The organism is Frankia sp. Allo2 (assembly GCF_000733325.1).
GTDB classification, from domain to species: Bacteria; Actinomycetota; Actinomycetes; order Frankiales; family Frankiaceae; genus Frankia; species Frankia casuarinae.
Map to the genome: position 1 here is coordinate 56,531 of NZ_JPHT01000011.1, position 21,670 is coordinate 78,200.

The following is a 21,670-nucleotide window of genomic DNA, read 5'->3' on the forward strand; positions in this document are numbered from 1 at the left end:
AGCGGACCCGGTTCTCTCCCCCGGTGGCGAATCCGTCATGGGGAGGACGGCGGCCGGGTCGCGCCGTTGTCATCCGGCGTCGTCCCGCCAGCCGGGTCCGTACCGCGCGGTGTCCTTCCACCGACGGAGATGATCTCCTCGGCCGATCCGCGTGCCGCCGGCACCCTGACGTGCGGTCCGCCGCTCGGGACAGTCGTGGCGCTCGGGACAGTCGTGGCGCTCGGGACAGTCGTGGCGCCGTCGGGCAGCGGGTCCCGCGCCGAGCTCGACTCGTCGCCACCGTCGGCTATCCCGAGACGCGCCGTGGCGGCGGGAACCGGCGTCACGGCCGAAGCCGGAGAAGCAGGAGCCGGAGAAGAAGGAGCCGGTGACGGCAGCGACGGAGGCGAGGTGACCGGCCAAGCAGGCCGGACCCCGGAATCGGGCGCCGGGATCTCCAGGGTTCGGGGCGAGGAGGTCCTGGCGTGCCGGCCGCGTGACACGTAACCGTCGCCCGGGCCGTAGTCGTAGGCGTCGGGTCCCTTGACCGGCACCATGTTCAGCACGGTGCCGATCATCCGGGCGTCGACCGCCCGCAGCGCCTCGACGGCCCGCCGGAGGTGCTCGCGGCGGGTCCGCCCNGCCCNCGNCACCAGCAGAACCCCCTCGACCCGGGTGGCGAGCACGGCCGCGTCAGTCACCGGTAGCAGGGGCGGGGCGTCGACCAGGAGGATGTCGAAGCGGGCGGACAGCAGGTTGATGAGTCCGGCCATGCCCTTGGAGCCGAGCAGCTCGCTGGGATTCGGCGGGATGGGGCCGCTGGCGAGGACCTCTACGCGCCCCTCCCCGACCCGACCCTCCCCCCAGGGCTGCAGGACGTCGTCGAGGTCCGCGGCGCCGATGAGGACCGAGGTGAGCCCGGCGGCGGACTCGACCCCGAGGTACTCGCCGAACGACGGCCGTCGCAGGTCCCCCTCGATCAGGCAGACCCGCGCACCGCCCTGCGCCAGGGTGATCGCGAGGTTGCAGGCCACGGTGGTCTTGCCCTCGCCGGGGACCGCACTGCTCACCAGGATCGATCGAGGTCCGGTGTCCACCTCGACGAACTGCAGGTTGGTCCGCAGCTGGCGGAACGCCTCCGCCCGGGCCGAGCGGGGCTTGGCGTTGATGATGAGGGGATGCCGGTCGGCGGCACCGTCGTAGCCGATGACGGCGAGGTTGGGCAGCTCGGTCGTCTCACGGGCGTCGTCCTCACTGGACACGCTCGTGTCGAGGCGGTATCGGACGATCCCGGCGGCGCTGCCGACGATCAGCCCGAGCAGCGCTCCGAGCGCGAGGTTGCGGATCGGCTGGGGCGAGACGGGCGAGACGGGCAGCTTCGCGTGTTCCCAGACAGTCACCCGCACGGAGGGTGGTTCGTCGGCCGACGGCGTCTCGATCTTCGCAATGGTGGTGGAGAACGTCTCACCGACAGCATCTGCGATGATCATGGCTCGTCTCGGGTCGGAATCGCGCACGACGGCCTGGAGCAGCACGGTGTCCGGGACGGCGTGCGCGCTGATCTGGGCCCGCAGGGCCTCCGGAGTCGCGTGCAGGTGCAGGCGTGCGATCACGGCCGTCGCCACCCGCTCGCTGGCCACCAGGTCGGCATAGGACTTGACGCGTTGCTGGGAGAGCAGGCCTCCCTGGTAGGCCGAGGCGGCTCCGGCGCCCCTGTCCGGCGAGGAGACGACCATCGTCACCGAGGCGGCGTACTCTTTCGTCGTTCGCCAGGTCGCCATGGCGGCCAGCAGCCCGCCGAGGACCACGCCGGCGATCATGATCGTCCAGCTTCGGCGCAGAACACGGACGTAGTCGCGCAGCTCCACCCGTCGACCACCCTCCCAGGACCTAGGTCCCGACCACTCACCGTCATCGAAGACCGACTCAACATACTCGATGAGTAGTCATTCTTTTACTCTTAGACACGCTTACTCTATGGCCTCATGTGGAGACGTAGAGTAGACGGAGTGGGTCATGGTCGGTGGACAGCGCACATCGCACGGCGCGTCTCCCGGCTCAACCTCCGTCAGCGGGTCGGCCTGCAGATCACTCTGGACAGTGCGGCGCTGGTCCTGGGCCTCATCTCGGCCCAGATCGGCCGCCTGGACTTCACGCTCGGCGCGCTGAGCGATCTCGGCTTCTGGGTCATCTGCACGCTCGCCGTCTGCGTGCTCCACTTCCTGGGCACCGCCCTGCACCTCTACCTGGGGCGCTACCGCTTCGGCGGCTTCGAGGAGGTCCTCGGCCTGCTCGTGTCGGTCCTGCTCACGGTCGTCAGCGTGGCCGTCGTCATCGCCGCGTTCGGCTCCCCGAGACCCGTCCCGCTGAGCGTGCCGCCACTGGGCGGCGCGGTGGCCCTGGTCGTGATGTTCGGCATCCGCTACCTCTGGCGGCTGACCGAGGAACACCTCCGTCGGCCGAGCAGGGAGCACGCCGAACCGCTCCTCGTGTTCGGCGCCGGTGACGGGGCTGAACGGGTACTGGCGGCCATGCTGCGCACCCGGAACAGTCCTTACTACCCGGTCGCGCTGCTCGACGACGACCCGAGCACACACAACCTCCAGCTACTCGGGGTCCGGGTACGTGGTGGCCGGGAGCGAATCGGCGCCGTCGCCGAGTCGACCGGGGCCAGGACCCTGCTCGTGGCGATCCCCAGCGCTGACGGCCCACTGCTGCGGGAGATCAGCGCAATCGCCGAGGGCGCCGGGCTGACCGTGAAGGTGCTTCCCCGCGTCGCGGACCTGATCGACGGGCGGGTCGGCGTCGGGGACATCCGCGACCTCGACCTCGCCGACCTCCTCGGCCGGCGGCAGATCCGCACCGACATGTCCGCCGCCGCGAGCTACCTCGCGGGCCGACGGGTGCTCGTGACGGGGGCGGGCGGATCGATCGGTTCGGAGCTNTGCCGTCAGATCTCCGGCTACGGGCCGGCCGAACTGATCATGCTGGACCGGGACGAGTCGGCACTGCGCGCGGTGCAGCTGTCGATCTCCGGCCGGGCGATGCTCGACGACGACGCCATCGTGCTGGGCGACATCCGCGACATCGACCTGATGACCACGCTGTTCACGGAGCGCCGGCCCGAGGTCGTCTTCCACGCCGCCGCGCTCAAACACCTCCCGCTGCTCGAACGCTTCCCCGGCGAGTCGGTGAAGACCAACGTCTGGGGCACTCTGACGATCCTGGAGACGGCCGTGGCCTGCGGCGTCGACCGGCTGGTCAACATCTCCACGGACAAGGCGGCGAACCCGACGAGCGCCCTCGGCTACTCGAAGCGGATCACCGAGCGGCTCACCGCGTGCCTCGCCCGCCGGGCCCGCGGAACGCTGGTCAGCGTCCGGTTCGGCAACGTCCTGGGCAGCAACGGCTCCGTCCTGACCGTCTTCGCCGGCCAGCTGGCCGCCGGCGGGCCGATCACCGTCACCCACCCCGAGGTCACCCGGTACTTCATGACCATCCACGAGGCGGTGCAACTGGTCCTGCAGGCCGGGGCGCTGGGATCACCCGGCGAGGCCCTCGTGCTCGACATGGGCGAGCCGGTGCGCATCGCGGACGTGGCCGCCCGGCTCGTGGCTCGGGAGAACCGGCCGATCGAGATCGTCTACACCGGGCTCGGCCCCGGCGAGAAGCTCCATGAGGAGCTCCTCGGTGCGGGCGAGGACGACCATCGACCACACCACCCGCTGATCTCGCACGTGGACGTGCCCGCCCTGGACCCGACCCACGCCCTCGCCCTCGATCCCTGGGCCCCGCCGGAGGAGGTGCTGGCCGAACTCGCGGCCCTCGCCGGCGCGGACGCCGCGGCGGACGAGGTCCCGGCAGGCGCGGACCGACCCGGGGACGGGGGCGCGACCGCAGGCGGACCCCTGGCCGCCGCGGACGTGACCGGGCGGATTCCCGTCCAGCCCACGGCGTCCAACCATCAACCGCATCCGGCCCGGTGACGTTTGGGATCATCGGGTCCTGGCGGGCGACCACACATCCGGCGCAGCCTTGAGCCGTCGCCAGATCAGCGGCGGCCGGGCAGTCCTCATCATTCCTCCGGTGGAAGCAACTGGGCCAGATCCAGTCCGCGGAGGCCAGACAGATCTGGGCCTGGATTGTCATCGGTCGAGGCCGTCGACCGCACGGGACCGGATCGCGGCGAGGATCTGATCCCAGATCGTGGCGGGCAGGCGGATCTCCCGAAGGCCCAGATAGCCGTAGCGCAGGTCAACGTGACCGTCCGCGTGGCGGACCAGGCCGCCGGCTTTAGCCGGCGGAGGAGTCACGGCCGTCGGAGCCGCTGATGCAGGAACTCGGCCGCCGGGTTGCCGCCGTCTGAGCCCGCGCCGAGTGGTTACAGATCCGGTACGTCTGGTTCCGTCCAGACCGTGCCAAGGCTAGCCTCCCAGCATGGTCTGGAACAAGCGCGGGAACACCGGTGGCGGCGCCTCGTCCGGCAGCGGGGGCACGAAGCGTGGCGGGTCGGGAAGGACTCCGCTCAACGACGGCGAAAGATCAACAACCCTCACCTGCCCCCGCTGCCAGGGCGAGGGGCAGATCGGCAACCCGGCCGCGGAAAAGGATGAAGACGGCACGTTCACCGGCCGTGACCTGATCAAGTGCCCCCGCTGCGGCGGCAGTGGGACGGTGAAATCCAAATGAGTGAGCCGGTGCCGTTCATCCGCATCCGGTGCAACGCGTGCCGCCGACGGGTGAGTCGGGAGATGGAGAACGCGCGTAAGGGTGGTGCGGGCCTGCCGAGGCTGGAGCGTGATCTCGGACCGTGCCCTCACTACCGAACGGTGTGGCGGGAGGGGATGGGTCCGGGGACGGAGCCGCCGCCGGACCCATCGACGCCGGAGGAACGTCGCCAGGGCCCAGTCTGACCCCGGGCACGCCAAACGACGGCCCAGGCACCCGCGAGGGACGGCCAAGACATCTTGGTGGTGCGGGAGTGCCTGGACGGCCGAGAGTTTGTCGGATGCCGGCGGATGATCCGCCATCCAGGCTCAATCCCGGTCACCGTGGACGGCGGACGCGGGCAGCATCGCGTCCGGCGGCCCGGCGGCTGGCGGCCCGGCGCGGTCCGCCCCCAGCCGGTCGGCGTACCAGGTCACGGTTGCCGCCAACGCGGTGGTGAGATCCGCCCCGGTCACGTCCGGGAACAGCGAACGCATCGTCGTCGTGTCCGCCTGGGAGTCCCAGATCTCCCCGGGCCGGGGCGCGGCGTGCTCGACGACCAGCCGCCGGCCGAGAATCTCCTCCAGCCGGGCGATCAGGGTGAGCAGATCGGTACGGGTCCCGGACCCGATGTCGACCGGGTGTGGATGGGTCAGCCGGCGGCACACCGCATCGCACAGCATCCCGGTGACCAGCTCGACAGGGATGAAATCGCGCGTCTGCCGGCCGTCCCCGCGCACCGTCAGCGGCCGGCCGGCCAACGCGGCCTCGATGAAGGTCGGCACCACGGCCGCGTACGCGTGCCCGGCGGACTGGTACGGGCCGAACACGTCGAACAGCCTGACCGTGAGCACCGGCAGACCGAAACTGGCCTGGTAGGACAGCGCATATCCCTCGGCGGCGAGCTTCGAGGCCGCGAAGGGACTGCGCGGAAGGCACGGGGTGCCCGCCGAGGGCGACAGCGGACCCGCGCCAGCGGCGGCCGACCGATCGCCAGCNGCCGACCGGTCACCATAAACCGATGAGGAGGATACGACGACGACGTGCGTCTCGGCCCGGTGGGCGACGCCGAGCACCGTCAGGGTGCCGGTCGCGTTCACCGCGTGGGTGGCCATCGGGTCGAGCAACGACCGTTCGACCGACGGCCGGGCAGCCAGATGCACGATGCTCGACGCCCCGGTGCACGCCTGTTCGACGAGCGTCCGGTCGGTCACGCTGCCGACGACGAGCTCGGCCGGCAGCCCCGCGAGATTCGACAGCGCCCCGGTACTGAGATCGTCGATCACGACGACCTCCGTGCCTGCCGCGAGGAGCGCTCTGGTCAGGTGGGCCCCGATGAAGCCGGCCCCACCCGTCACGACTACCTTCACCATTCATCACCCTTCGAGATCACGATGATACAGATAGTAGTATGATCGGTCGCCTACACCGGCCATCTCTTCACGAAGAGCGACACCACGCCAGCCAGGATGGCTCATCCAACTACTCTGAGTGTCAGATTGAACTCGCCTAGATCGGGGTCTACGGTCGCCGCGTGCCCGCTCACCTGCGCTCGCTGGTCATCGTGGGCGCGGGAGGGCACGGCCGGGAGCTGCTCGATCTGGTGGAGGCGGTCAACGCGGCCACCGAGGGTCCCCGCTACGACATCCTCGGCTTCGTCGATGACGACCGTGTGGACCCGGATCCACTCGCCCGGCGCGGAGCCGTGCTCCTCGGTGGACTCGACCTACTCGATCGACTTGACGCCGACTACCTGATCGGCTTCGCCGACGCGGCCACCCGGTCCCGCGTCGACCGGTACGCCAGCGCCCGCGGCCGACGACCGGCGACCCTCGTCCACCCCCGGGCCAGCGTCGGAGGTGACGTGAAGCTCGGGCCGGGTACCGTCGTCTGTGCTCTCGCCAGCATCACCACCAACGTCGAAACTGGTCGGCACGTAGTGGTGAACATCGGCGCCAGCGTGGCGCACGACTGCCGCCTGGGTGACTACGTCACGGTCGCGCCGGGGGCCCGGCTCTCCGGTGCGGTGGCCGTCGGCGCGCGGGCGTGGATCGGCGCGCAGGCGAGCATCGTCGGCCTGCGCAGCATCGGCGACGGGGCGGTTGTGGGAGCTGGGTCCGTCGTCACCGACGACATCCGGGCCGCGCAGGTCGTCGCCGGGGTGCCCGCCCGGCCGATCCACGTCGCACCCGAGCACGTCGCACCCGAGCACGTCGCACCCGACCAGCCGCAACCCGAGTCGGGTGGGGCACGCACGACGGCGAGGCTCGCCAAACCTCCGCCNAGTCAGCGGGGCGCCCCACCGTGCGGCTGATCCGGCTGCGCCCCTGACCCAGCTGCGTCCAACGGGCCCAGCGGCACCGTCTCGGGCTCTACGATCAGCGTGTGGAGCGATGGTTCAACATGTCGGGTTGCGACAACGCGCGAGATCTGGGTGGGCTGCCCACCCTGGACGGTGCAACCACCCGATGGGGGGTATTCCTGCGCACCGACTCCGTCCAGGCCCTGACAGACGGTGACGTGCTCACGCTGCGGGAGACATTCGGGCTACGCATGGTCATCGACCTACGGGCCAAGGAGGAGGCGGAGCGGGAGGGCCGCGGGCCGCTCGCCTACGAACCGGTCACTTACCACAATCTGTCCTTTCTCCCCGGTGAATGGGTGATGCCGGACGATCCGCGCTACCCTGCCATCGTCAAGGACCGCGACTCAGCCGACCGGATCGAGCACTACCTGGACTACCTGCGCCTGGCCGGGGACTCGGTGGCCAGGGCGCTGCGCCTGCTGGCCCAGCCGACGGCGGGCCCGGCCCTGTTCCACTGCGCGGCGGGAAAGGACCGTACCGGCGTGCTCGCGGCCCTGCTCCTCAGTCTCGTCGGCGTGCACCCCGAGGCGATCGTCGCCGACTACGTCCAGACGAACGAGCGCATCGACCGGGTCAACGCCCGCCTGGCCGACCGACCGTCCTATAACCACTCGGTGACCTTGCTCACCTCGGGCCACCTGGCTTGCCGGCCCGAGGTCATGCGGGGCTTCCTGGCCGGTGTCGACGCCGGTTGGGGCGGTCCCGCGGCCTGGGCTCGGCACGCCGGTCTCACCGAGACCGACCTGCGGTCACTGCGCACGGCCCTGGTTGGATAGCTTCGCGTTGACGAAGGCCCCCGGGACATGGCATGACGACGTGGGCAACGAGACATCCCCGATCCCGGGGACGGACAATGTGCGGATGATCAATGGGGTGCCCGCACGTTCTACCCTGGCCGCGTTCATCGTCATCACCCTGATGAGCGGCTGCGGCGTACTGCGGTACCCCCACGTCGACGTGCCCGACGACCTGGTCCCGGTCTTCCGGTCCGCGGCGGCGACCTACGGTGTCCTGACCGCCGCGCAGCTCGCGGCGCAGGCCCGGGTGGAGAGCAAGTTCGACGCGCAGGCGGTCTCGCGCGCCGGCGCCCGGGGCATCATGCAGTTCCTCCCCACCACCTGGGCCGAGTTCGGGATCGACGGTAACCACGACGGGATCACCGACCCACTCGACCCGCTCGACGCCATCCCGTCCGCGGCCTTCTACGAGGCCCGGCTCGCCCAGGAGGTCGGGTATCTACCCGGTGACCGGGTCTCGCTGATCCTCGCCGCTTACAACGCCGGCCCGGCCGCCGTGCGAACCGCCGGGGGCATCCCCGACTTCCAGGAGACCAGGGCCTACGTGACAAAGGTCCACGACTGGGCGGCCACCTACTCCGACCGGCTCTGATGTCCGGCGACCGGCAGACGCCCGGCGACCGGCAGAGTCGTGGCGATGGCTCACAGGACCCGAAGTGCCTCGCCGGCCACGGCAACCTCGTCCCCCGGCGCGAGCTGCCGGCCCCGCCGGGTCTCGACCTCCCCGTTGACCCGCACCATCCCGCCCGCGAGCAGCTCCTTCACCTCGGATCCGGCCTCGACCACATCCGCGAGCTTGAGGAACTGCCCCAGCCGTATCCCGTCTCCACGAATGCTCACCTCGCGCATACCCGCAGCATCCCGCATCGCCTCCGCTCCCGCCCCACTCCCACTCCCNCNCCCACGCCTACGACTCCTGCTCCTGCTCCTGCTCCTGTGGCCTTTCCCGCCTCGACACCATCCCCCGTTCGGTGAATTCCACGCCCGGGACCAGGCCCGACCGACCGGGGCATCCCGACCGATCAGGATCGGGCCCCCATCCGCACCACCCGTCGGAGCCACATGACAGGACCGGCAATATGACGGGACCGGCAATACACAGGGGTGCGGGACGGCTGAGGCATGCTGACGGACGTGGCAGCCTCTTCCTCGGATTCCTCCTCGGACACAGTGACTGGGACAGCCCGCCTTGAACCGGGGGCGCCCCCCGTCCCGACACCGGCAGGCGAGATCGAGCCGAGCCCCGAAACCGAGCCGAGCCCCGAAACCGAGCCGAGCCCCGAAACCGAGCCGAGCCCCGAAACCGGGCCGGTGCCGGAGCAATCCGTCGACTACCCGGAGCCGCGTATCCCCGATCTGGGCAACCCGTGGTCGGCCGGCGGGGCCAGCCCCAGACCCGCCGGCGACCAGGCCCGACCCACATCGACCGGGAGCACATCCGGCGGAGAAAGCACCAGCGAGGTGATCCGCCGGGTGGAACGGTCGAGCGGGATGCTCGCATCCCGGGCGGCGGCCCGGATGGCGGAGGCGCTGCCCTGGTTCCCGGCCATGTCGGCGAGTCACCGCGCCGGAATTCAGCTCGTGGTGCAGGCCGGCATCTCGTCGTTCGTGGAGTGGTGCCGGCGGCCCGAACANGCCCGGGATCTGTCCGAGGACGTCTTCCGGGTCGCCCCGCGGGAACTCGTCCGCGCCGTGACCTTCCGCCGACTCGTCGATCTGGTCCGGGTCGCGGTGGAGGCGATCGAGGCCGAGGTGCCGAACCTGGCCGGCCCGGAGCACGAACAACGGCTGCTCGCCGATGTCCTGCGTTACTCCCGTGACATCGCGTTCGCCGGCGCGGTCGTCTACGCCCGCGCCGCTGAGGAACGCGGTGCCTGGGACGCCCGGCTGGAGGCGCTGGTCGTCGACCACGTGGTCCGGGGCGAGGTCGACCGGGCGCTGCCGTCACGGGCGGCCGCGGTGGGCTGGCGTAACCCGCCGTCCGTCACCGTCATCGTCGGCACGGCCGGGAGCAACTCGCCGGAGGTGGTGGTCGATGAGGTGCACCGGCTCGCCCGCATGGCCCAACTGGAGGTTCTCGCCGGGGTCCACCACGATCGCCTGGTGATGGTGGTCGGCGGGAATTTCACTGCCGGCAGGGACGGCATCGGCCGTCCCGAGATGACCCTCCAGCCGGAGAACAGCGTCGAACCTCCCGCCACCGCGGGTACCCGTCCGGCCGGCGGCACCGCGCCGGTGAACACTGTCCTGGACGCGGCCCGGGCACTGCTTCCCGCCTGCGGGCCGGGCCCGGTGGTGGTCGGCCCGGTGGTCGGTGACCTGACCGGGGCACCGCACGCGGCGCGGGTCGCCCTCGCCGCCACGGACGTGGTCGCCGCCTGGCCAGCCGCACCCCGGCCGGTCATGGCCCGCGCTCTGCTCCCGGAACTCGCCCTCGCGGGGAACGTCGACGCCCGGCGGGCGCTCATCGACGAGGTGTACGCCCCGCTGCGCGACGCCGGTACCCCACTACTGGAGACCACCGGGGCCTATCTCGACTTCGGCTCGTCGCTGGAGGCGACGGCCCGGGCGCTGTATCTCCACACCAACACGGTCCGCTACCGACTCCGTAAGGCCGCCGAGGTGTGCGGGCTGGATCCGGCGGACCACCGCGAACGCTTCATCCTGCATATTGCGCTCGTTCTGGGACGCCTCGACGGTGTGTTACCTACAGGCAAAACATGATCATTCAAGTCGTCCCACGACCCTCTCACCCCCGCGCGAGAATGGTCACATCGAACTACTTTGCAGGTCCGTCATGCCATTCCAGGCCGATGTCGGCGTCGCGCAGTAACGTCCGATCCAAACAGATCGGTTTGTAGGACACCTACAACAGCCGGTCGACACATCGGTGAGTGGCCGCCAGCGACAACCGGTCCTCGTGAGGGGTTAGGTGAACAGGTGCTCGCGATCCTCGCGCCCGNCCAGGGTGCACAGACCCCCGGACAGCTCCGCGCCTGGCGCGGTCTCGAGGGGGCGGAAGAACGGCTGCGCTGGTGGTCCGCCGCAGTCGGGATCGACCTGCTCGAAGCCGGGTGCGAGGCGCCCGCCGAGACGATCCGGGATACGGCGATCGCCCAGCCGTTGATCGTCGCGAGCGGGCTGATCGCGGCCGAACATCTCGGGCTGCCGGTCACCTCCCCGGTCGGACCGGACACCCTGGTGCTGGCCGGTCACAGCGTCGGCGAGATCACCGCCGCGGCCCTCACCGGCACCCTCACTGCCGAGGAGGCCCTCGTCTTGGTGGCCCTGCGGGGACGCGCGATGGCCGAGGCGTCCGCCCGGGTCGAGACCGGCATGACGGCGCTGCTCGGCGGTGATCCCGAGGCGGTGGCCGCCCGGTTGAGTGAACTCGGCCTGACCGCAGCCAACCGCAACGGTGCCGGGCAGATCGTCGCCGCCGGCACCGCCCGCGACCTCGCCCGGCTCGCCGCGGAGCCGCCCGCGGGTGTCCGGCTGCGTCCCCTGTCCGTCGCCGGCGCCTTCCACACCCGGCACATGTCCTGCGCGCGCGACGCGCTGGCCGCGGTCGCGGGTGGCCTCCGGCCCGGGGTACCGCGGGCCGCCGCGCTGTCCAACGCCGACGGGGCGATCGTCACCGACCCGGCCGAGCTGATCAGCCGGCTGGTGGCCCAGGTCGCGGCGCCGGTCCGGTGGGACCTGTGCCTCGCGACGCTGCGCGATCTCGGGGTCGGTGCGGTCATCGAACTCCCCCCGGCCGGCGCTCTCGCCGGGATCGCCCGCCGGGAACTGCCCGGTGTCACGATCCACGCGGTGAAGAGCCCCGACGACCTGCCCGCGGCCCGCGAGCTGGTCGCCGAGTACCTCGGCGCCGAACTCCTGAGCGCGGTCCCGGCAAGCCTGGCGGACCCAACCCCCGGAACTCCACCGGGCTCGACGACGGACGACGCCCTGGTGGGAGCGCAGGCATGACCGAGCTGACCGGTGCCCGCATGCTCGGCCTCGGCGTCTACCGTCCGGCCCGGGTGGTGACCAACGACGAGATCGCCCAACGGGTCGACACCTCCGACGCCTGGATCCAGGCCCGTACCGGCATCGCCAGCCGGCGCATCGCCGACGACGAGGAAACCATCGTCGCGATGGGCGCCGCGGCCGCGGAGAAGGCGCTCGCCGCCGCCGGCCTCACCGCCGACTCGATCGATCTGGTGATCGGGGCGACCTGTACCTCTCCCTCCCAGATCCCGGGTGCCGGTCCGCAGATCGCCCATCGCATCGGGGCCGGCCGGGCCGGGGCGTTCGACATCAACGGCGCCTGCGCCGGTTTCAGCTACGCGGTGTCGACGGCCGCCGACATGGTGCGCGCTGGCACCCTGCGCAACGTGCTCGTGGTGGCCACCGAAAGGCTGTCGGACTACACCGACTGGGACGATCGCAGCACCTGCATCCTGCTCGCCGACGGTGCCGGAGCAGCCGTGATCGGCCCGGCGGAGACCAACGAGATCGGCCCGGCGGTCTGGGGGCACGACGGATCCCGGCCCGAGACGATCCAGGTTCCCGGCTACGGCGACAACTCCTTCCGCATGGAGGGCCAGGCGGTGTTCCGCTGGGCGATCTCCCTGGTCCCGGTCCTCCGCCAGATCTGCGAGCAGGCCGGCGTGGCACCCGAGGACCTCGCGGGTATCGTTCCGCATCAGGCTAACCTGCGGATCGTCGAAGCGTTGGTGACGGGTATCGGCGCCACGAACGCTGCCGTTGCCCGCGATGTGGTCGATGCCGGCAACACCTCCGCCGCAAGCATTCCGCTGGGACTCAGCCGGTTGCTGGAGAGCGGCGAGATCCGCCGGGGAGACCCGGTGCTGCTGTTCGGCTTCGGTGCCGGCCTGACCTACTGCGGGCAGCTCGTGCGCTGCCCCTGACAACCTCGACCAACCCTCGACCAACCCTCGACACCGCACCGCGACCGTCCCGCACCGCACTGCGGCGAGGCGTCCGATGACCATCAGCCCGACCGCGCCCCTGATCCAGGCGCCCACGCTTCCGCGCTGGTACGCGGCAGCCCCGCGCACCACTCGCCACCGACCGACAACATCCCATCAGGAGGAACGATCATGTCCCAAGCTGACATCCTCGCCGGTCTCGCCGTCATCCTCGAAGAGGTCGCCGGTGTCGACCCGGCCGACGTGACGGCCGACAAGACCTTCATCGACGACTTGGACGTGGACTCGCTGTCCATGGTCGAGGTGGTCGTCGCCGCGGAGGAGAAGTTCGGGGTGAAGATCCCGGACGACGACGTGAAGACCCTCAAGACCGTCGGTGACGCGGTCTCCTACATCCAGCGGGCAGGTGTCGCGGCGTGACCACGCCCCCCAGGCAGGTCGTCGTCACCGGCCTCGGGGCTACTACTCCCCTCGGTGGCGATGTCGCCTCGACGTGGGAGGGTCTGCTCTCGGGCCGCTCCGGCGTCCGGCGTCTCACCGAGGGCTGGGTCGAGCAGCTCCCGGTCCATATCGCCGCGCCGCTGGCGGTCGAGCCGCCGCTGGGTCGGGTCGAGGCTCGTACCCTCGACCGCAGCCAGCAGATGGCTCTGACCGCCGCGCGTGAGGCGTGGGCTGACGCGGGCTCACCCGAGGTCGACCAGGAACGCCTCGCCGCGTGTGTGGCCTCGGGGATCGGGGGCGTGCTCACCCTGCTCCACCAGCATGACGTGATCCGGGAGAAGGGCCCCCGGCGGGTATCCCCGCACCTGGTGCCGATGCTCATGCCGAACGGCCCGGCCAGCACCGTGGGCCTGGCGTTCGGCGCGAAGGCGGGGGTGCACGCCCCGGTCAGCGCGTGCGCCTCCGGCTCGGAGGCCATCGCGCTGGCGCTGGACATCATCCGGGCCGGGCGCGCCGACGTCGTGATCGCCGGCGGTACCGAGGCGGCGATCTCGGCGCTGACCATGGCCGGCTTCGCGCAGATGCAGGCGCTGTCCCGCCGCAACGACGCACCCGAGGCCGCCTCCCGTCCGTTCGACAAGGCGCGGGACGGCTTCGTGCTCGGCGAGGGCGCGGCAATCCTCATCCTCGAGGCGGCCGAGCACGCGGCCGCCCGCGGTGCCCGGGTCCACGGCACCCTGGCCGGCGCCGGCATCAGCTCGGACGCCTACCACATCGCCGCGCCGGAGCCGACCGGCGCCGGCGCGGCCCGGGCGATCCGGGCGGCGCTGCGGTCCGGCTCGTTGGAACCCCGTGACGTCGTCCACGTCAACGCCCACGCCACGTCCNCCCCCGCCGGTGACGCGGCGGAGGCGCTGGCGTTGCGCAGCGCCTTCGGTGACCACATCGACGAGATCGCGGTGACGTCGACCAAGTCGACCACCGGGCACCTGCTCGGTGCCGCCGGCGCGGTAGAGGCCGTGTTCAGCGTCCTGGCGCTGCGGGAGCACCTGGTTCCCGCGACGCGCAACCTCGACGCTCTCGACGACGAGATCGCGCTCGACGTCGTGCGGATCGACAACCGGACCATCCGCCCGGGCGCCGCGCTGTCGAACTCGTTCGGGTTCGGCGGTCACGACATCTGCCTGGCCTTCACCGCCTGACCGTCGGCAGGCTGGTCGGCTGGTCGGCTGGTCAGACGTCCACCGCCCGCACCACCACCAACCGATGTCACCCGCGGCGGCGCCGGCCNCCCCNCCGCCGCCGCGGCACCGCCCGCCGTTTCGGCGAGCGTCATGGTCGCCGGACCGAGTGCCCAGCGGAAGCCGGCGCATACCACAGGTGGTCGCGTATCGGCCTCCTGCGAAGCAGTCCGACGCCGCTCAGGCAAGGAGACGCACGGTGAGTCTGTCCACGATCGACCGAGTCGACCCCCGCACACCTCAGGCTCGGCTCGCCCGGTTTTTCGATCCAGACACCCTGTCGCTGTTCGCGGTCGGCGACCCGTCCGGAGTCGTTGCCGGGCAAGGGCTTGTCGGCGGGAACGAGGTTGTCGCCTTCGCGACAGATCCGACGGTACAGGGTGGCGCGATGGGGCGCGACGGCTGTGCCCGCATCGTTCATGCCATCGAGTCCGCCGTCCGGATGAACTGCCCGGTCGTCGGGATTTGGCACTCGGGAGGCGCCCGGCTTCAGGAGGGTGTCGCCTCGCTTGACGGAGTCGGCCGGATCTTCGCCGCCACGGTGCGGGCCTCCGGCCGGATCCCGCAGCTCTCGCTCGTGCTCGGGGCCGCCGCCGGCGGAGCCGCCTACGGGCCGGCCCTGACCGACATCGTCATCATGGGCCCAGGGGCGAAGGTGTTCGTCACCGGCCCGGACGTGGTGCGTTCGGTGACCGGTGAGGAATGCACCGCCGACAGCCTGGGTGGGCCGGACGTGCACTCCAGGCGCAGCGGCGTCGTGCACGTGACCTGCGACTCCGAGGACGAGGCCGTGGAGCGGACCCGGGCGGTCGCGGTGCTGCTGGCCGATCAGCGCGACATCGGCCCCGTCACCGGACGCGAGCTCGGGGAACTGCTGCCCGACAATCCTCGGCGGGCCTACGACGTGCGCCCGCTCGTGAAGGCGGTGCTCGACGACGAGGACGAGGCCGTCGAGCTCCACCCGAGGTGGGCGCCGAACATCGTGACGGTGCTGGGGCGCCTCGGCGGACGTACCATCGGGGTGGTCGCGAACAACCCGCTGCGCCGTGGTGGATGCCTCGACGCGACCTCGGCCGAGAAGGCCTCCCGGTTCGTCCGGATGTGCGACTCCTTCGGTGTTCCGTTGGTCGTGCTCGTTGACGTGCCCGGTTACCTGCCGGGTGTGGGCCAGGAATGGGAAGGCGTGGTCCGGCGGGGAGCGAAGCTGCTCTACGCCTTCTCCGAGTGCACCGTGCCGCGCGTCACCGTCGTGACCCGCAAGGCGTACGGCGGAGCGTACATCGCGATGAACGCCAGCAGCCTGGGCGCGACCGCCGTGTATGCCTGGCCGACCGCCCAGGTCGCCGTCATGNGCGCCGAGGCCGCCGTCGGCATTCTGCACCGCCGCAAGCTCGCCGAGGTCCCGGCCCAGCGCCGCCCCAGCGTCCTGGCGGAGCTGACCGAGGAGCACATCCGCACCGTCGGTGGCATCGACCGCGCCGTGGAACTCGGCGTCGTCGACGCGGTCGTCNCCCCCGCCGCCNCCCGGGGCGCGGTTGCCTCCGCCCTCGCCGACGCACTGACCCGTTCCCGCCCCGACAAGAACGTGCACGGCAACATCCCCCTGTAACATCCGGATCCCTGTTACCGGATCCCTGTTATCAGAGCCATTCTGTTACGAGAGTCCACCCTGGAGGAAAATGTTTACCTGATGCGAAATAACGATCTGCCGGCCGGCGTTGCCCTCCCTGGAGGTGCACGTATGACCCTGCAGATGGAGAAGGTAGCCGGTTCGGCATCGAAGGCGACAGGTGGCACGTTCGCTGCCCTGCGGGTGCCGAACTTCCGGCTCTTCCTCGGCGGCCAGATCGTTTCACTCTGCGGGACATGGATGCAGACCATCGCCCTCGGCTGGCTGGTCCTCTCGCTCGGCGCCTCCGGCACGGCGCTCGGCCTGGTCACCGCCGCCCAGTTCCTGCCGGTGCTGTTCTTCGGGCCCTACGGCGGTCTGCTCGCCGACCGGACGGACCGGCGCCGCCTGCTGATCTGCACGCAGGTGGGCTCCGGACTCGCCGCGCTGGCACTGGGCATCCTCGACCTCACCGGTACGGCCCAACTCTGGATGGTCGGGGTGGCCGCCGCGCTCATCGGCCTGTGCAACGCCATTGACAACCCGGCCCGGCAGAGCTTCGTCCAGGAGATGGTCGGGCCGGAGCACCTTCCGAACGCGGTCACCCTGAACTCGGTCGCGATAAACGCGGCGCGCATCGTCGGCCCGGCGATCGCCGGCGTCGTCATCGTGCTCGCGGGCNCCGCCGGCTGTTTCCTCATCAACGCGGCCTCCTTCGGCGCGGTCCTGTTCGCCCTGCACCGCATGGACATCTCAGCGCTGTATGATCATCCGCCGATACACCGGGCGCCGGGGCAGCTGCGGGCCGGCTTCGCCTACGTGCGCCGCACGCCGGCGCTGCGCGTACCGTTGGTCATGATGGTGATGATCGGCACGCTGTCCTACGAGTTCCAGGTCGTGCTGCCGCTCCTGGCCCGGGAGACCTTCGGGGGCACCGCGGCCACGTACAGCCTGATGACCTCGGCCATGGGGGCGGGCGCGGTCGTCGGCGGCCTGCTGGTCGCCCGCCGCCGCCGGATCGGGCCCCGAGCGCTGAGCCTGACCGCGATGACCTTCGGTGTCATCCTGCTGCTCGCCGCCGCCGCGCCGACGCTGCCACTCGAGATCGCGACGATGGTGCTGCTGGGCGCGACGAGCGTCGCCTTCATCTCGACCGGGAACGCCACGGTCCAGCTCTCGGCCGACCCGGCGATGCGTGGGCGGGTGATGGCGCTGTGGTCGGTCGCGTTCCTCGGCACAACGCCGGTCGGCGGCCCGATCGCCGGCTGGGTCGCCCAGGCCTTCGGCGCGCGCGCCGGGTTGCTCCTGGCCGCGGGTGCGGCCATCGGCGCGGCGTTGTACGCCTTCGGCTCCCTTCGGGCCACGGCCGTGAAAGGCATGGCCGTGAAAGGCATGGCCATGAAGGGCACGGCCATGAAGGGCACGCGCCCGGACCCGGGTCGGCTCAGTCCGATCCGGCCCCGGGTGCCGCCTCGGCGGGGCTGACGGCCGCCCGGCCGAGGTCGGGGAGCGTGTGCAGCTCATGGGTCTGCCCGCGATGAGCCTGGACCGCGTTGGAATGATAGCTCTCGGCGACAGCAAGGAAGTCGGGCTCGTGGTAACGGCGGCCGTCGACGGTGGGGCCCAGGTACCCCTCCATGATGGCCTCCACATCCTCACCAGTGATCGTCTTGTGGGTCTCCAGCGCGTGGGTGAGGGCCAGGATCTCCCGCCGGTTCGCGGCGAGCACCTCCTCGGTACGGGCATAGAGCTCCCGAAGTTTGCCCTCGACCTGCTCGCCGAACGGCCGGTCGGCGTCGATGGAGGCGTTACCCATCTCCTGTTCCAGCATGGACAGGCGCGAGGCCAGGGTCTCCCCCATCGCCGCCGAGGAGATGAAGTTGGCCACGAGCAGGGTCGCGCTGCGCAGGTCGCCGCCGACACCGACGGTGTTGTCCCCCTCGAAGAACATTCGTTCGCCGACGAGCGAGGCGAGGGAGACCATCACCTGCACCTCGATCTCGGACTTCCACATGAACATGCGGTCCTCGACCGCGACGTGCGCCACGAACCCGCCGACGCCACCGCGGCGTTCGATGGTGGCGAGGTCGATCACCCGCCCACGCTGCATCCGGTAGGCGACGACGGCGTGGCACGCCTCGTGCAGGGCGATGCTGTGCCGTTCCCGGTCGATGTGCTCGTGGTCGTCGGCGAGGCCGTATTCCTTGATCACCCTGGCCCGGAGCATGTCCTGCCAGGTGATGACCTCCCGGCCGTCCTTCACCGCCTGGACCAGGGCCTCGTTGACGGTGTCCTTGATGGTCGCCCCGGTGGCCTCCGGGCTCATGATGGCCAGCCGGTCGATCTGATCCGGCGTGAGCTCGTGGCGCACCTTCGACAGATAGCCCTCGAAAGTGCGGATCCGCCCCTCCTTGCTGGGATAGCCCACCTTGTACTGCCGGTCGATGCGGCCGGGGCGCAGCAGTGCCTCGTCAAGCGACTGCGGCATGTTCGTCGCCATCATGACGAGGATGCGGTATTTGGGCGGTGGCTTGGGCCGCATGCCCAACGTCCGGCGCACCACCCGGTTGAGGAAGCCCCGCGGCTTCTTCAGGCCGGACATCTCGGTGAGCAGCGCCTGCAGGGTGCCGTCGAAACCGCCGCCGCCCCCGCCCATCACGAACTGCTCACGGGTGATCTCCGCGCGGGCCGCCTCGCTCAGGTAGGACAGGCCGTTGCACAGGTCCCCCGGACCGCCCTCGCCCACCGATCCGGGCCGGCCGGCGAACCGGCGCCCGGCGCCGGTCGGGAACGCACTCGCCGAGACCCGTCCCGCCGGGGCCGCGCTCACCGGGACGAATGCGGGCGACCCGGAACGGGCAAACCACGACCGGGCACCGGTTCCGGCCCCGCGGCCGAATCCCCCGGCGAGCTGACCCCGGCTCCCCAGCGTGTCGGCCTCGNNAAANAAGACGANCNCCCCGCCATAACGCAGGGAGAGCTTGCGCAGCTTGCGGAACAGCGATTTCACCTTGAGGATGCCGACCCCGATGAACATCGCTTGGAAGGCACCCGGGTCGACGAACACGAAGGGCTTCCCGGTCTCTCCCGCGACCGCCTCGGCGATGAGGGTCTTGCCGGTGCCNGGTGGCCCCCAGAGCAGGATACCGCCGGGAACATGACCACCCCGGCTCTCGATCTCCTCCGGCCGCTCCAGGTAGAAAACGTTCTCCTTCACCCGGCTGACAACGTGGTCCTGCCCCCACACGTCGGCGAAGCGGGTAGTGATGTCCTCGGGGAAGTAGACGTCGACGCCGCCCTTGGACAGGAACCAGAACATCACGACGAACTGGCCGACGACGAGGGCCATGAGCAGGACGATCTGCAGGACCGCCGGGATGGCCTTCCAGACGGCGCCGGGGACGTTCACCATCGCGTCGAAGACCGAGGTATCGGCCAGGCGGGCGTAGACGAACAGGGCGAGCGCGGCCCCGACGATCCACTTCAGCGCACGGCTGACCCGGTACCGGTTCCAGTCGTTGAGCCGCAGCAACCGACGCTCGGCCTGCCCGAAGACCCGATCGGTCCAGAAGACGTAGTAGCCCGACCACCGTTCGCCCAGGAACATGTGGAGCTGGTGCACCAGTTCCACGCCCAGCAGGGCCAGGACCCACCAGCTGTTCCTGGCCTGGATGCGGATCGAGTCGGCCCACGTCATCAACGGGTTGCCGGACACGTCGGCCGCCACGACGAAGACGAAGACCGCCCCGAGCAGGAGCAGGAACTTCACCCGGTCCCAGAAGGCGAGGGGACGGCGGCGTGGCTTGCCGGCGGTCGCGCTCGCCGGCTTCGCATCCGTGCCACCGGGGTCGGGACCAGCCAGACCGGCGGCATTCGGCTTCGGGTCCCCGCCGTCGGCGGTCCCACCTGCCTGGTCTCTCACGCCCATGACTACTGACCTCGGTCCGTCGGCTCGATCGTGAAGGACTTGGCGACATCGCCGATCTGCTGACCATGCGTGGCGTAACACAGCGACGAACACGCGAGGATCAGCTGGTAGAGCACTCGCTGCCCGTTGTCGAGCAGNCTCGTCTGGTCAATGGTGACCAGCCCGGCCTGGGTCTGCACCTGGTAAACGAGGTGCACCCCGTGCACACCATCCTTCTTGTGCACAACCTCGTCCGCGAGTAGCAGGAAGTTCGGCGTCAGCCGCGCACCGTAGGGGTTCTGCCGCACGGCCTGCTCCTGCGCGGCCACCGCGTCGTCGACGGAGAGGACGAAGTTGCGCAGATCGTTGGTGGAGACCGCGTTGGCCTCCTCCGGGAGCAGGTGGCGAACCTGGACGAACCCCTTCGGCTGCGTTGCGTCCGGCACGAGGAGCCGGGTGTTGTCGAACCGCTGGGCCGCGTCGATGCCGACGACCCATTCCCGCGACATGAGACCGCGCAGCATCTCGGGGCTGACATTGCGGGCGTCGATCCCGAAAAGCGCAGGTCCGGGCATCTCCTGGTGATTCCACCCGGTCGGGACACGCACAAACGCGCCGTCCTTCTTGTTGGTTACGTATTCGTAACTCGGCGAGCCGCAGGCAGCGGCGGCGAGGAACACCGAGACGATTACGCTGAGCAGCAGCAGGGTGCCAGGGGCGGACTTTCGGCGCGGACGTGTCATCCGACGTCGAGCCTCCACGGCGAACCTCCAGCTTCGCGAGGTTGAACACATGGTGCGGCGCCGGGCCATGGTCCTTTGCTTTCCTTCGAAAAGTGTGACTCAGGACGGGGTCGACCTACGCAACCTTCGCCAAAAAGAGAGGAAGTACATACCCTCCGCTGTCGGATGCTCCGGGTGCCCGACGCCACTCCGGCACGCCGAACCCCGATTCGGTGACCGCAGGAGTCAAGGAGATCACAATAAGTCATGATCTTCCTGCGGGGCAACACGAACGCCAACCTGGAGGTGGACGCCGCTGCCCGGGCCTCGGATCGGCGTGTGCGGCATACCCCGATCCCCCCGTGGTCGAACCAACGTCCCCGGGCATACCGCACGCCTCCTCCAGATCGGGCGCCGGATCGGGCGCCGGGCCGGGCGAAACGCCATCCCGGGTGAGGCACCGTGGCCGCACTCGGACGGTGCGGCCACGGTCGGGCCGAACGCGGCATCCCAGGCACACTGTCGGTATGGCGCACTATCGGCATGGTCGTAAGGTTCCCGCGCTTCGTCCCGCGCGGCGGCACCTCATCGGCGGACTGACGGTGGTCGCGGTGTTCGTCCTGGTGGGGCTGGCCGCCTGGAACCCGATCGCGGCCCTGCCAGCACTCGCCGCGATCCTCATACTCGGCGTGATCGACTGGGTCGTCGTGACGGCCTCCCCCACCTCCGGCGACCTGCCCTCCGGACCTGCCGCGTTCACCGGGGACGAACCCGGCTGGGAGGGCGGGATGGACACACCGACGCAGGTGCTGCCGCGACTGACCTTCGGATACGCGCGGGCGTCGGCGCGTGGCGAGGAGTACGCGGAGCCGGACCAGGACGCGGTGCGCACCATGGCGATCGACATGCGCGGCTACCTCGACGAGGCGGGTCCGGGCCGGATGGGCTGAGCGGGNCCGGTCCCC

General features: G+C 70.6%; 20 protein-coding genes (1 of these 20 only partly in view). 13 read left to right on the forward strand and 7 right to left on the reverse strand.

All coding sequences use genetic code 11. The features are described from left to right. Positions 1 to 35: 35 nt before the first annotated feature. On the reverse strand, positions 36 to 1,847 hold the full coding sequence (locus tag ALLO2_RS10230; protein WP_035731493.1) for a polysaccharide biosynthesis tyrosine autokinase: 1,812 nt from the start codon (positions 1,845 to 1,847) through the stop codon (positions 36 to 38). 117 nt (positions 1,848 to 1,964) lie between these two features. On the opposite strand from ALLO2_RS10230, the gene ALLO2_RS10235 reads away from it, so the two are divergent. Beyond that, positions 1,965 to 3,965, forward strand: coding sequence for a nucleoside-diphosphate sugar epimerase/dehydratase (locus ALLO2_RS10235; RefSeq protein ID WP_011437851.1), 2,001 nt, complete (start codon positions 1,965 to 1,967; stop codon positions 3,963 to 3,965). A gap of 159 nt (positions 3,966 to 4,124) precedes the next feature. On the opposite strand, the gene ALLO2_RS25550 is transcribed toward ALLO2_RS10235, so the two are convergent. After that, positions 4,125 to 4,292 carry a hypothetical protein gene (locus tag ALLO2_RS25550; RefSeq protein WP_023840357.1) on the reverse strand — a complete coding sequence of 56 codons (168 nt, stop codon included), beginning with the start codon at positions 4,290 to 4,292 and terminating at the stop codon, positions 4,125 to 4,127. Between the two features lie 124 nt (positions 4,293 to 4,416). On the opposite strand from ALLO2_RS25550, the gene ALLO2_RS26350 reads away from it, so the two are divergent. Continuing rightward, a complete protein-coding gene (locus ALLO2_RS26350; protein WP_011437852.1) occupies positions 4,417 to 4,668 on the forward strand; it encodes a hypothetical protein in 252 nt (83 codons plus the stop codon). A gap of 347 nt (positions 4,669 to 5,015) precedes the next feature. On the opposite strand, the gene ALLO2_RS10240 is transcribed toward ALLO2_RS26350, so the two are convergent. Continuing rightward, positions 5,016 to 6,059 (reverse strand): NAD-dependent epimerase/dehydratase family protein, encoded by a 1,044-nt coding sequence (locus ALLO2_RS10240; protein WP_011437853.1) that lies wholly within the window; start codon positions 6,057 to 6,059, stop codon positions 5,016 to 5,018. Between the two features lie 161 nt (positions 6,060 to 6,220). Between ALLO2_RS10240 and ALLO2_RS10245 the strand changes: the two genes are divergently transcribed. The 3 genes from ALLO2_RS10245 (at position 6,221) to ALLO2_RS10255 (ending at position 8,440) form a co-directional block, all read left to right on the forward strand. Then, positions 6,221 to 7,000: a NeuD/PglB/VioB family sugar acetyltransferase gene (locus ALLO2_RS10245; protein WP_023840358.1), complete on the forward strand. Its 780-nt coding sequence runs from the start codon at positions 6,221 to 6,223 to the stop codon at positions 6,998 to 7,000. Between the two features lie 71 nt (positions 7,001 to 7,071). Beyond that, positions 7,072 to 7,827 carry a tyrosine-protein phosphatase gene (locus ALLO2_RS10250; RefSeq protein WP_035731496.1) on the forward strand — a complete coding sequence of 252 codons (756 nt, stop codon included), beginning with the start codon at positions 7,072 to 7,074 and terminating at the stop codon, positions 7,825 to 7,827. Between the two features lie 85 nt (positions 7,828 to 7,912). Further along, complete coding sequence (locus ALLO2_RS10255; RefSeq protein WP_011437856.1) at positions 7,913 to 8,440, forward strand: lytic transglycosylase domain-containing protein; 528 nt, start codon at positions 7,913 to 7,915, stop codon at positions 8,438 to 8,440. 50 nt (positions 8,441 to 8,490) lie between these two features. Here the strand turns inward: ALLO2_RS10255 and ALLO2_RS10260 are convergent, their stop codons facing one another. Beyond that, on the reverse strand, positions 8,491 to 8,697 hold the full coding sequence (locus ALLO2_RS10260) for an RNA-binding S4 domain-containing protein (protein ID WP_173645788.1): 207 nt from the start codon (positions 8,695 to 8,697) through the stop codon (positions 8,491 to 8,493). A gap of 273 nt (positions 8,698 to 8,970) precedes the next feature. On the opposite strand from ALLO2_RS10260, the gene ALLO2_RS10265 reads away from it, so the two are divergent. From ALLO2_RS10265 to ALLO2_RS10295, 7 genes are all read left to right on the forward strand, one after another. Further along, entirely contained in the window at positions 8,971 to 10,572 is a 1,602-nt protein-coding gene (locus tag ALLO2_RS10265; RefSeq protein ID WP_035731498.1) for a helix-turn-helix domain-containing protein, read from the forward strand. A 216-nt stretch (positions 10,573 to 10,788) separates the two neighbouring features. Beyond that, positions 10,789 to 11,820 (forward strand): ACP S-malonyltransferase, encoded by a 1,032-nt coding sequence (locus tag ALLO2_RS10270; protein WP_035731501.1) that lies wholly within the window; start codon positions 10,789 to 10,791, stop codon positions 11,818 to 11,820. Next, the gene (locus tag ALLO2_RS10275) at positions 11,817 to 12,764 is read left to right on the forward strand and encodes a beta-ketoacyl-ACP synthase III (protein ID WP_011437860.1); all 948 of its coding nucleotides are present in this window, start codon (positions 11,817 to 11,819) and stop codon (positions 12,762 to 12,764) included. The genes ALLO2_RS10270 and ALLO2_RS10275 overlap by 4 nt, the downstream gene beginning before the upstream one ends. A 192-nt stretch (positions 12,765 to 12,956) precedes the next feature. Further along, entirely contained in the window at positions 12,957 to 13,205 is a 249-nt protein-coding gene (locus ALLO2_RS10280; RefSeq protein ID WP_011437861.1) for an acyl carrier protein, read from the forward strand. Then, entirely contained in the window at positions 13,202 to 14,428 is a 1,227-nt protein-coding gene (gene fabF, locus ALLO2_RS10285) for a beta-ketoacyl-ACP synthase II (protein WP_035731503.1), read from the forward strand. Before ALLO2_RS10280 ends, fabF begins: the two co-directional genes overlap by 4 nt. 238 nt (positions 14,429 to 14,666) lie before the next feature. Further along, a complete protein-coding gene (locus ALLO2_RS10290) occupies positions 14,667 to 16,076 on the forward strand; it encodes an acyl-CoA carboxylase subunit beta (RefSeq protein ID WP_035731507.1) in 1,410 nt (469 codons plus the stop codon). 132 nt (positions 16,077 to 16,208) lie between these two features. After that, a complete protein-coding gene (locus ALLO2_RS10295; RefSeq protein ID WP_035731510.1) occupies positions 16,209 to 17,561 on the forward strand; it encodes an MFS transporter in 1,353 nt (450 codons plus the stop codon). Here the strand turns inward: ALLO2_RS10295 and ALLO2_RS10300 are convergent. Together ALLO2_RS10300 and ALLO2_RS10305 are read right to left on the reverse strand one after the other, a co-directional pair. Then, on the reverse strand, positions 17,521 to 20,004 hold the full coding sequence (locus ALLO2_RS10300) for an AAA family ATPase (RefSeq protein ID WP_035731513.1): 2,484 nt from the start codon (positions 20,002 to 20,004) through the stop codon (positions 17,521 to 17,523). The two genes, ALLO2_RS10295 and ALLO2_RS10300, sit on opposite strands and share 41 nt — an antisense overlap. 2 nt (positions 20,005 to 20,006) lie before the next feature. Continuing rightward, on the reverse strand, positions 20,007 to 20,726 hold the full coding sequence (locus ALLO2_RS10305) for a hypothetical protein (protein ID WP_051875057.1): 720 nt from the start codon (positions 20,724 to 20,726) through the stop codon (positions 20,007 to 20,009). Positions 20,727 to 21,232: 506 nt separating this feature from the next. On the opposite strand from ALLO2_RS10305, the gene ALLO2_RS10310 reads away from it, so the two are divergent. After that, positions 21,233 to 21,655, forward strand: coding sequence for a hypothetical protein (locus ALLO2_RS10310; protein WP_011437867.1), 423 nt, complete (start codon positions 21,233 to 21,235; stop codon positions 21,653 to 21,655). Here ALLO2_RS10310 and ALLO2_RS27160 read toward each other — a convergent pair. Beyond that, on the reverse strand, positions 21,619 to 21,670 hold the 3' portion of the coding sequence (locus ALLO2_RS27160) for an NTP transferase domain-containing protein (RefSeq protein ID WP_232235015.1). It continues 1,175 nt past the right edge of the window; the window shows 52 of its 1,227 coding nt (coding positions 1,176-1,227); its start codon lies beyond the right edge, outside the window; it ends in the stop codon at positions 21,619 to 21,621. The two genes, ALLO2_RS10310 and ALLO2_RS27160, sit on opposite strands and share 37 nt — an antisense overlap.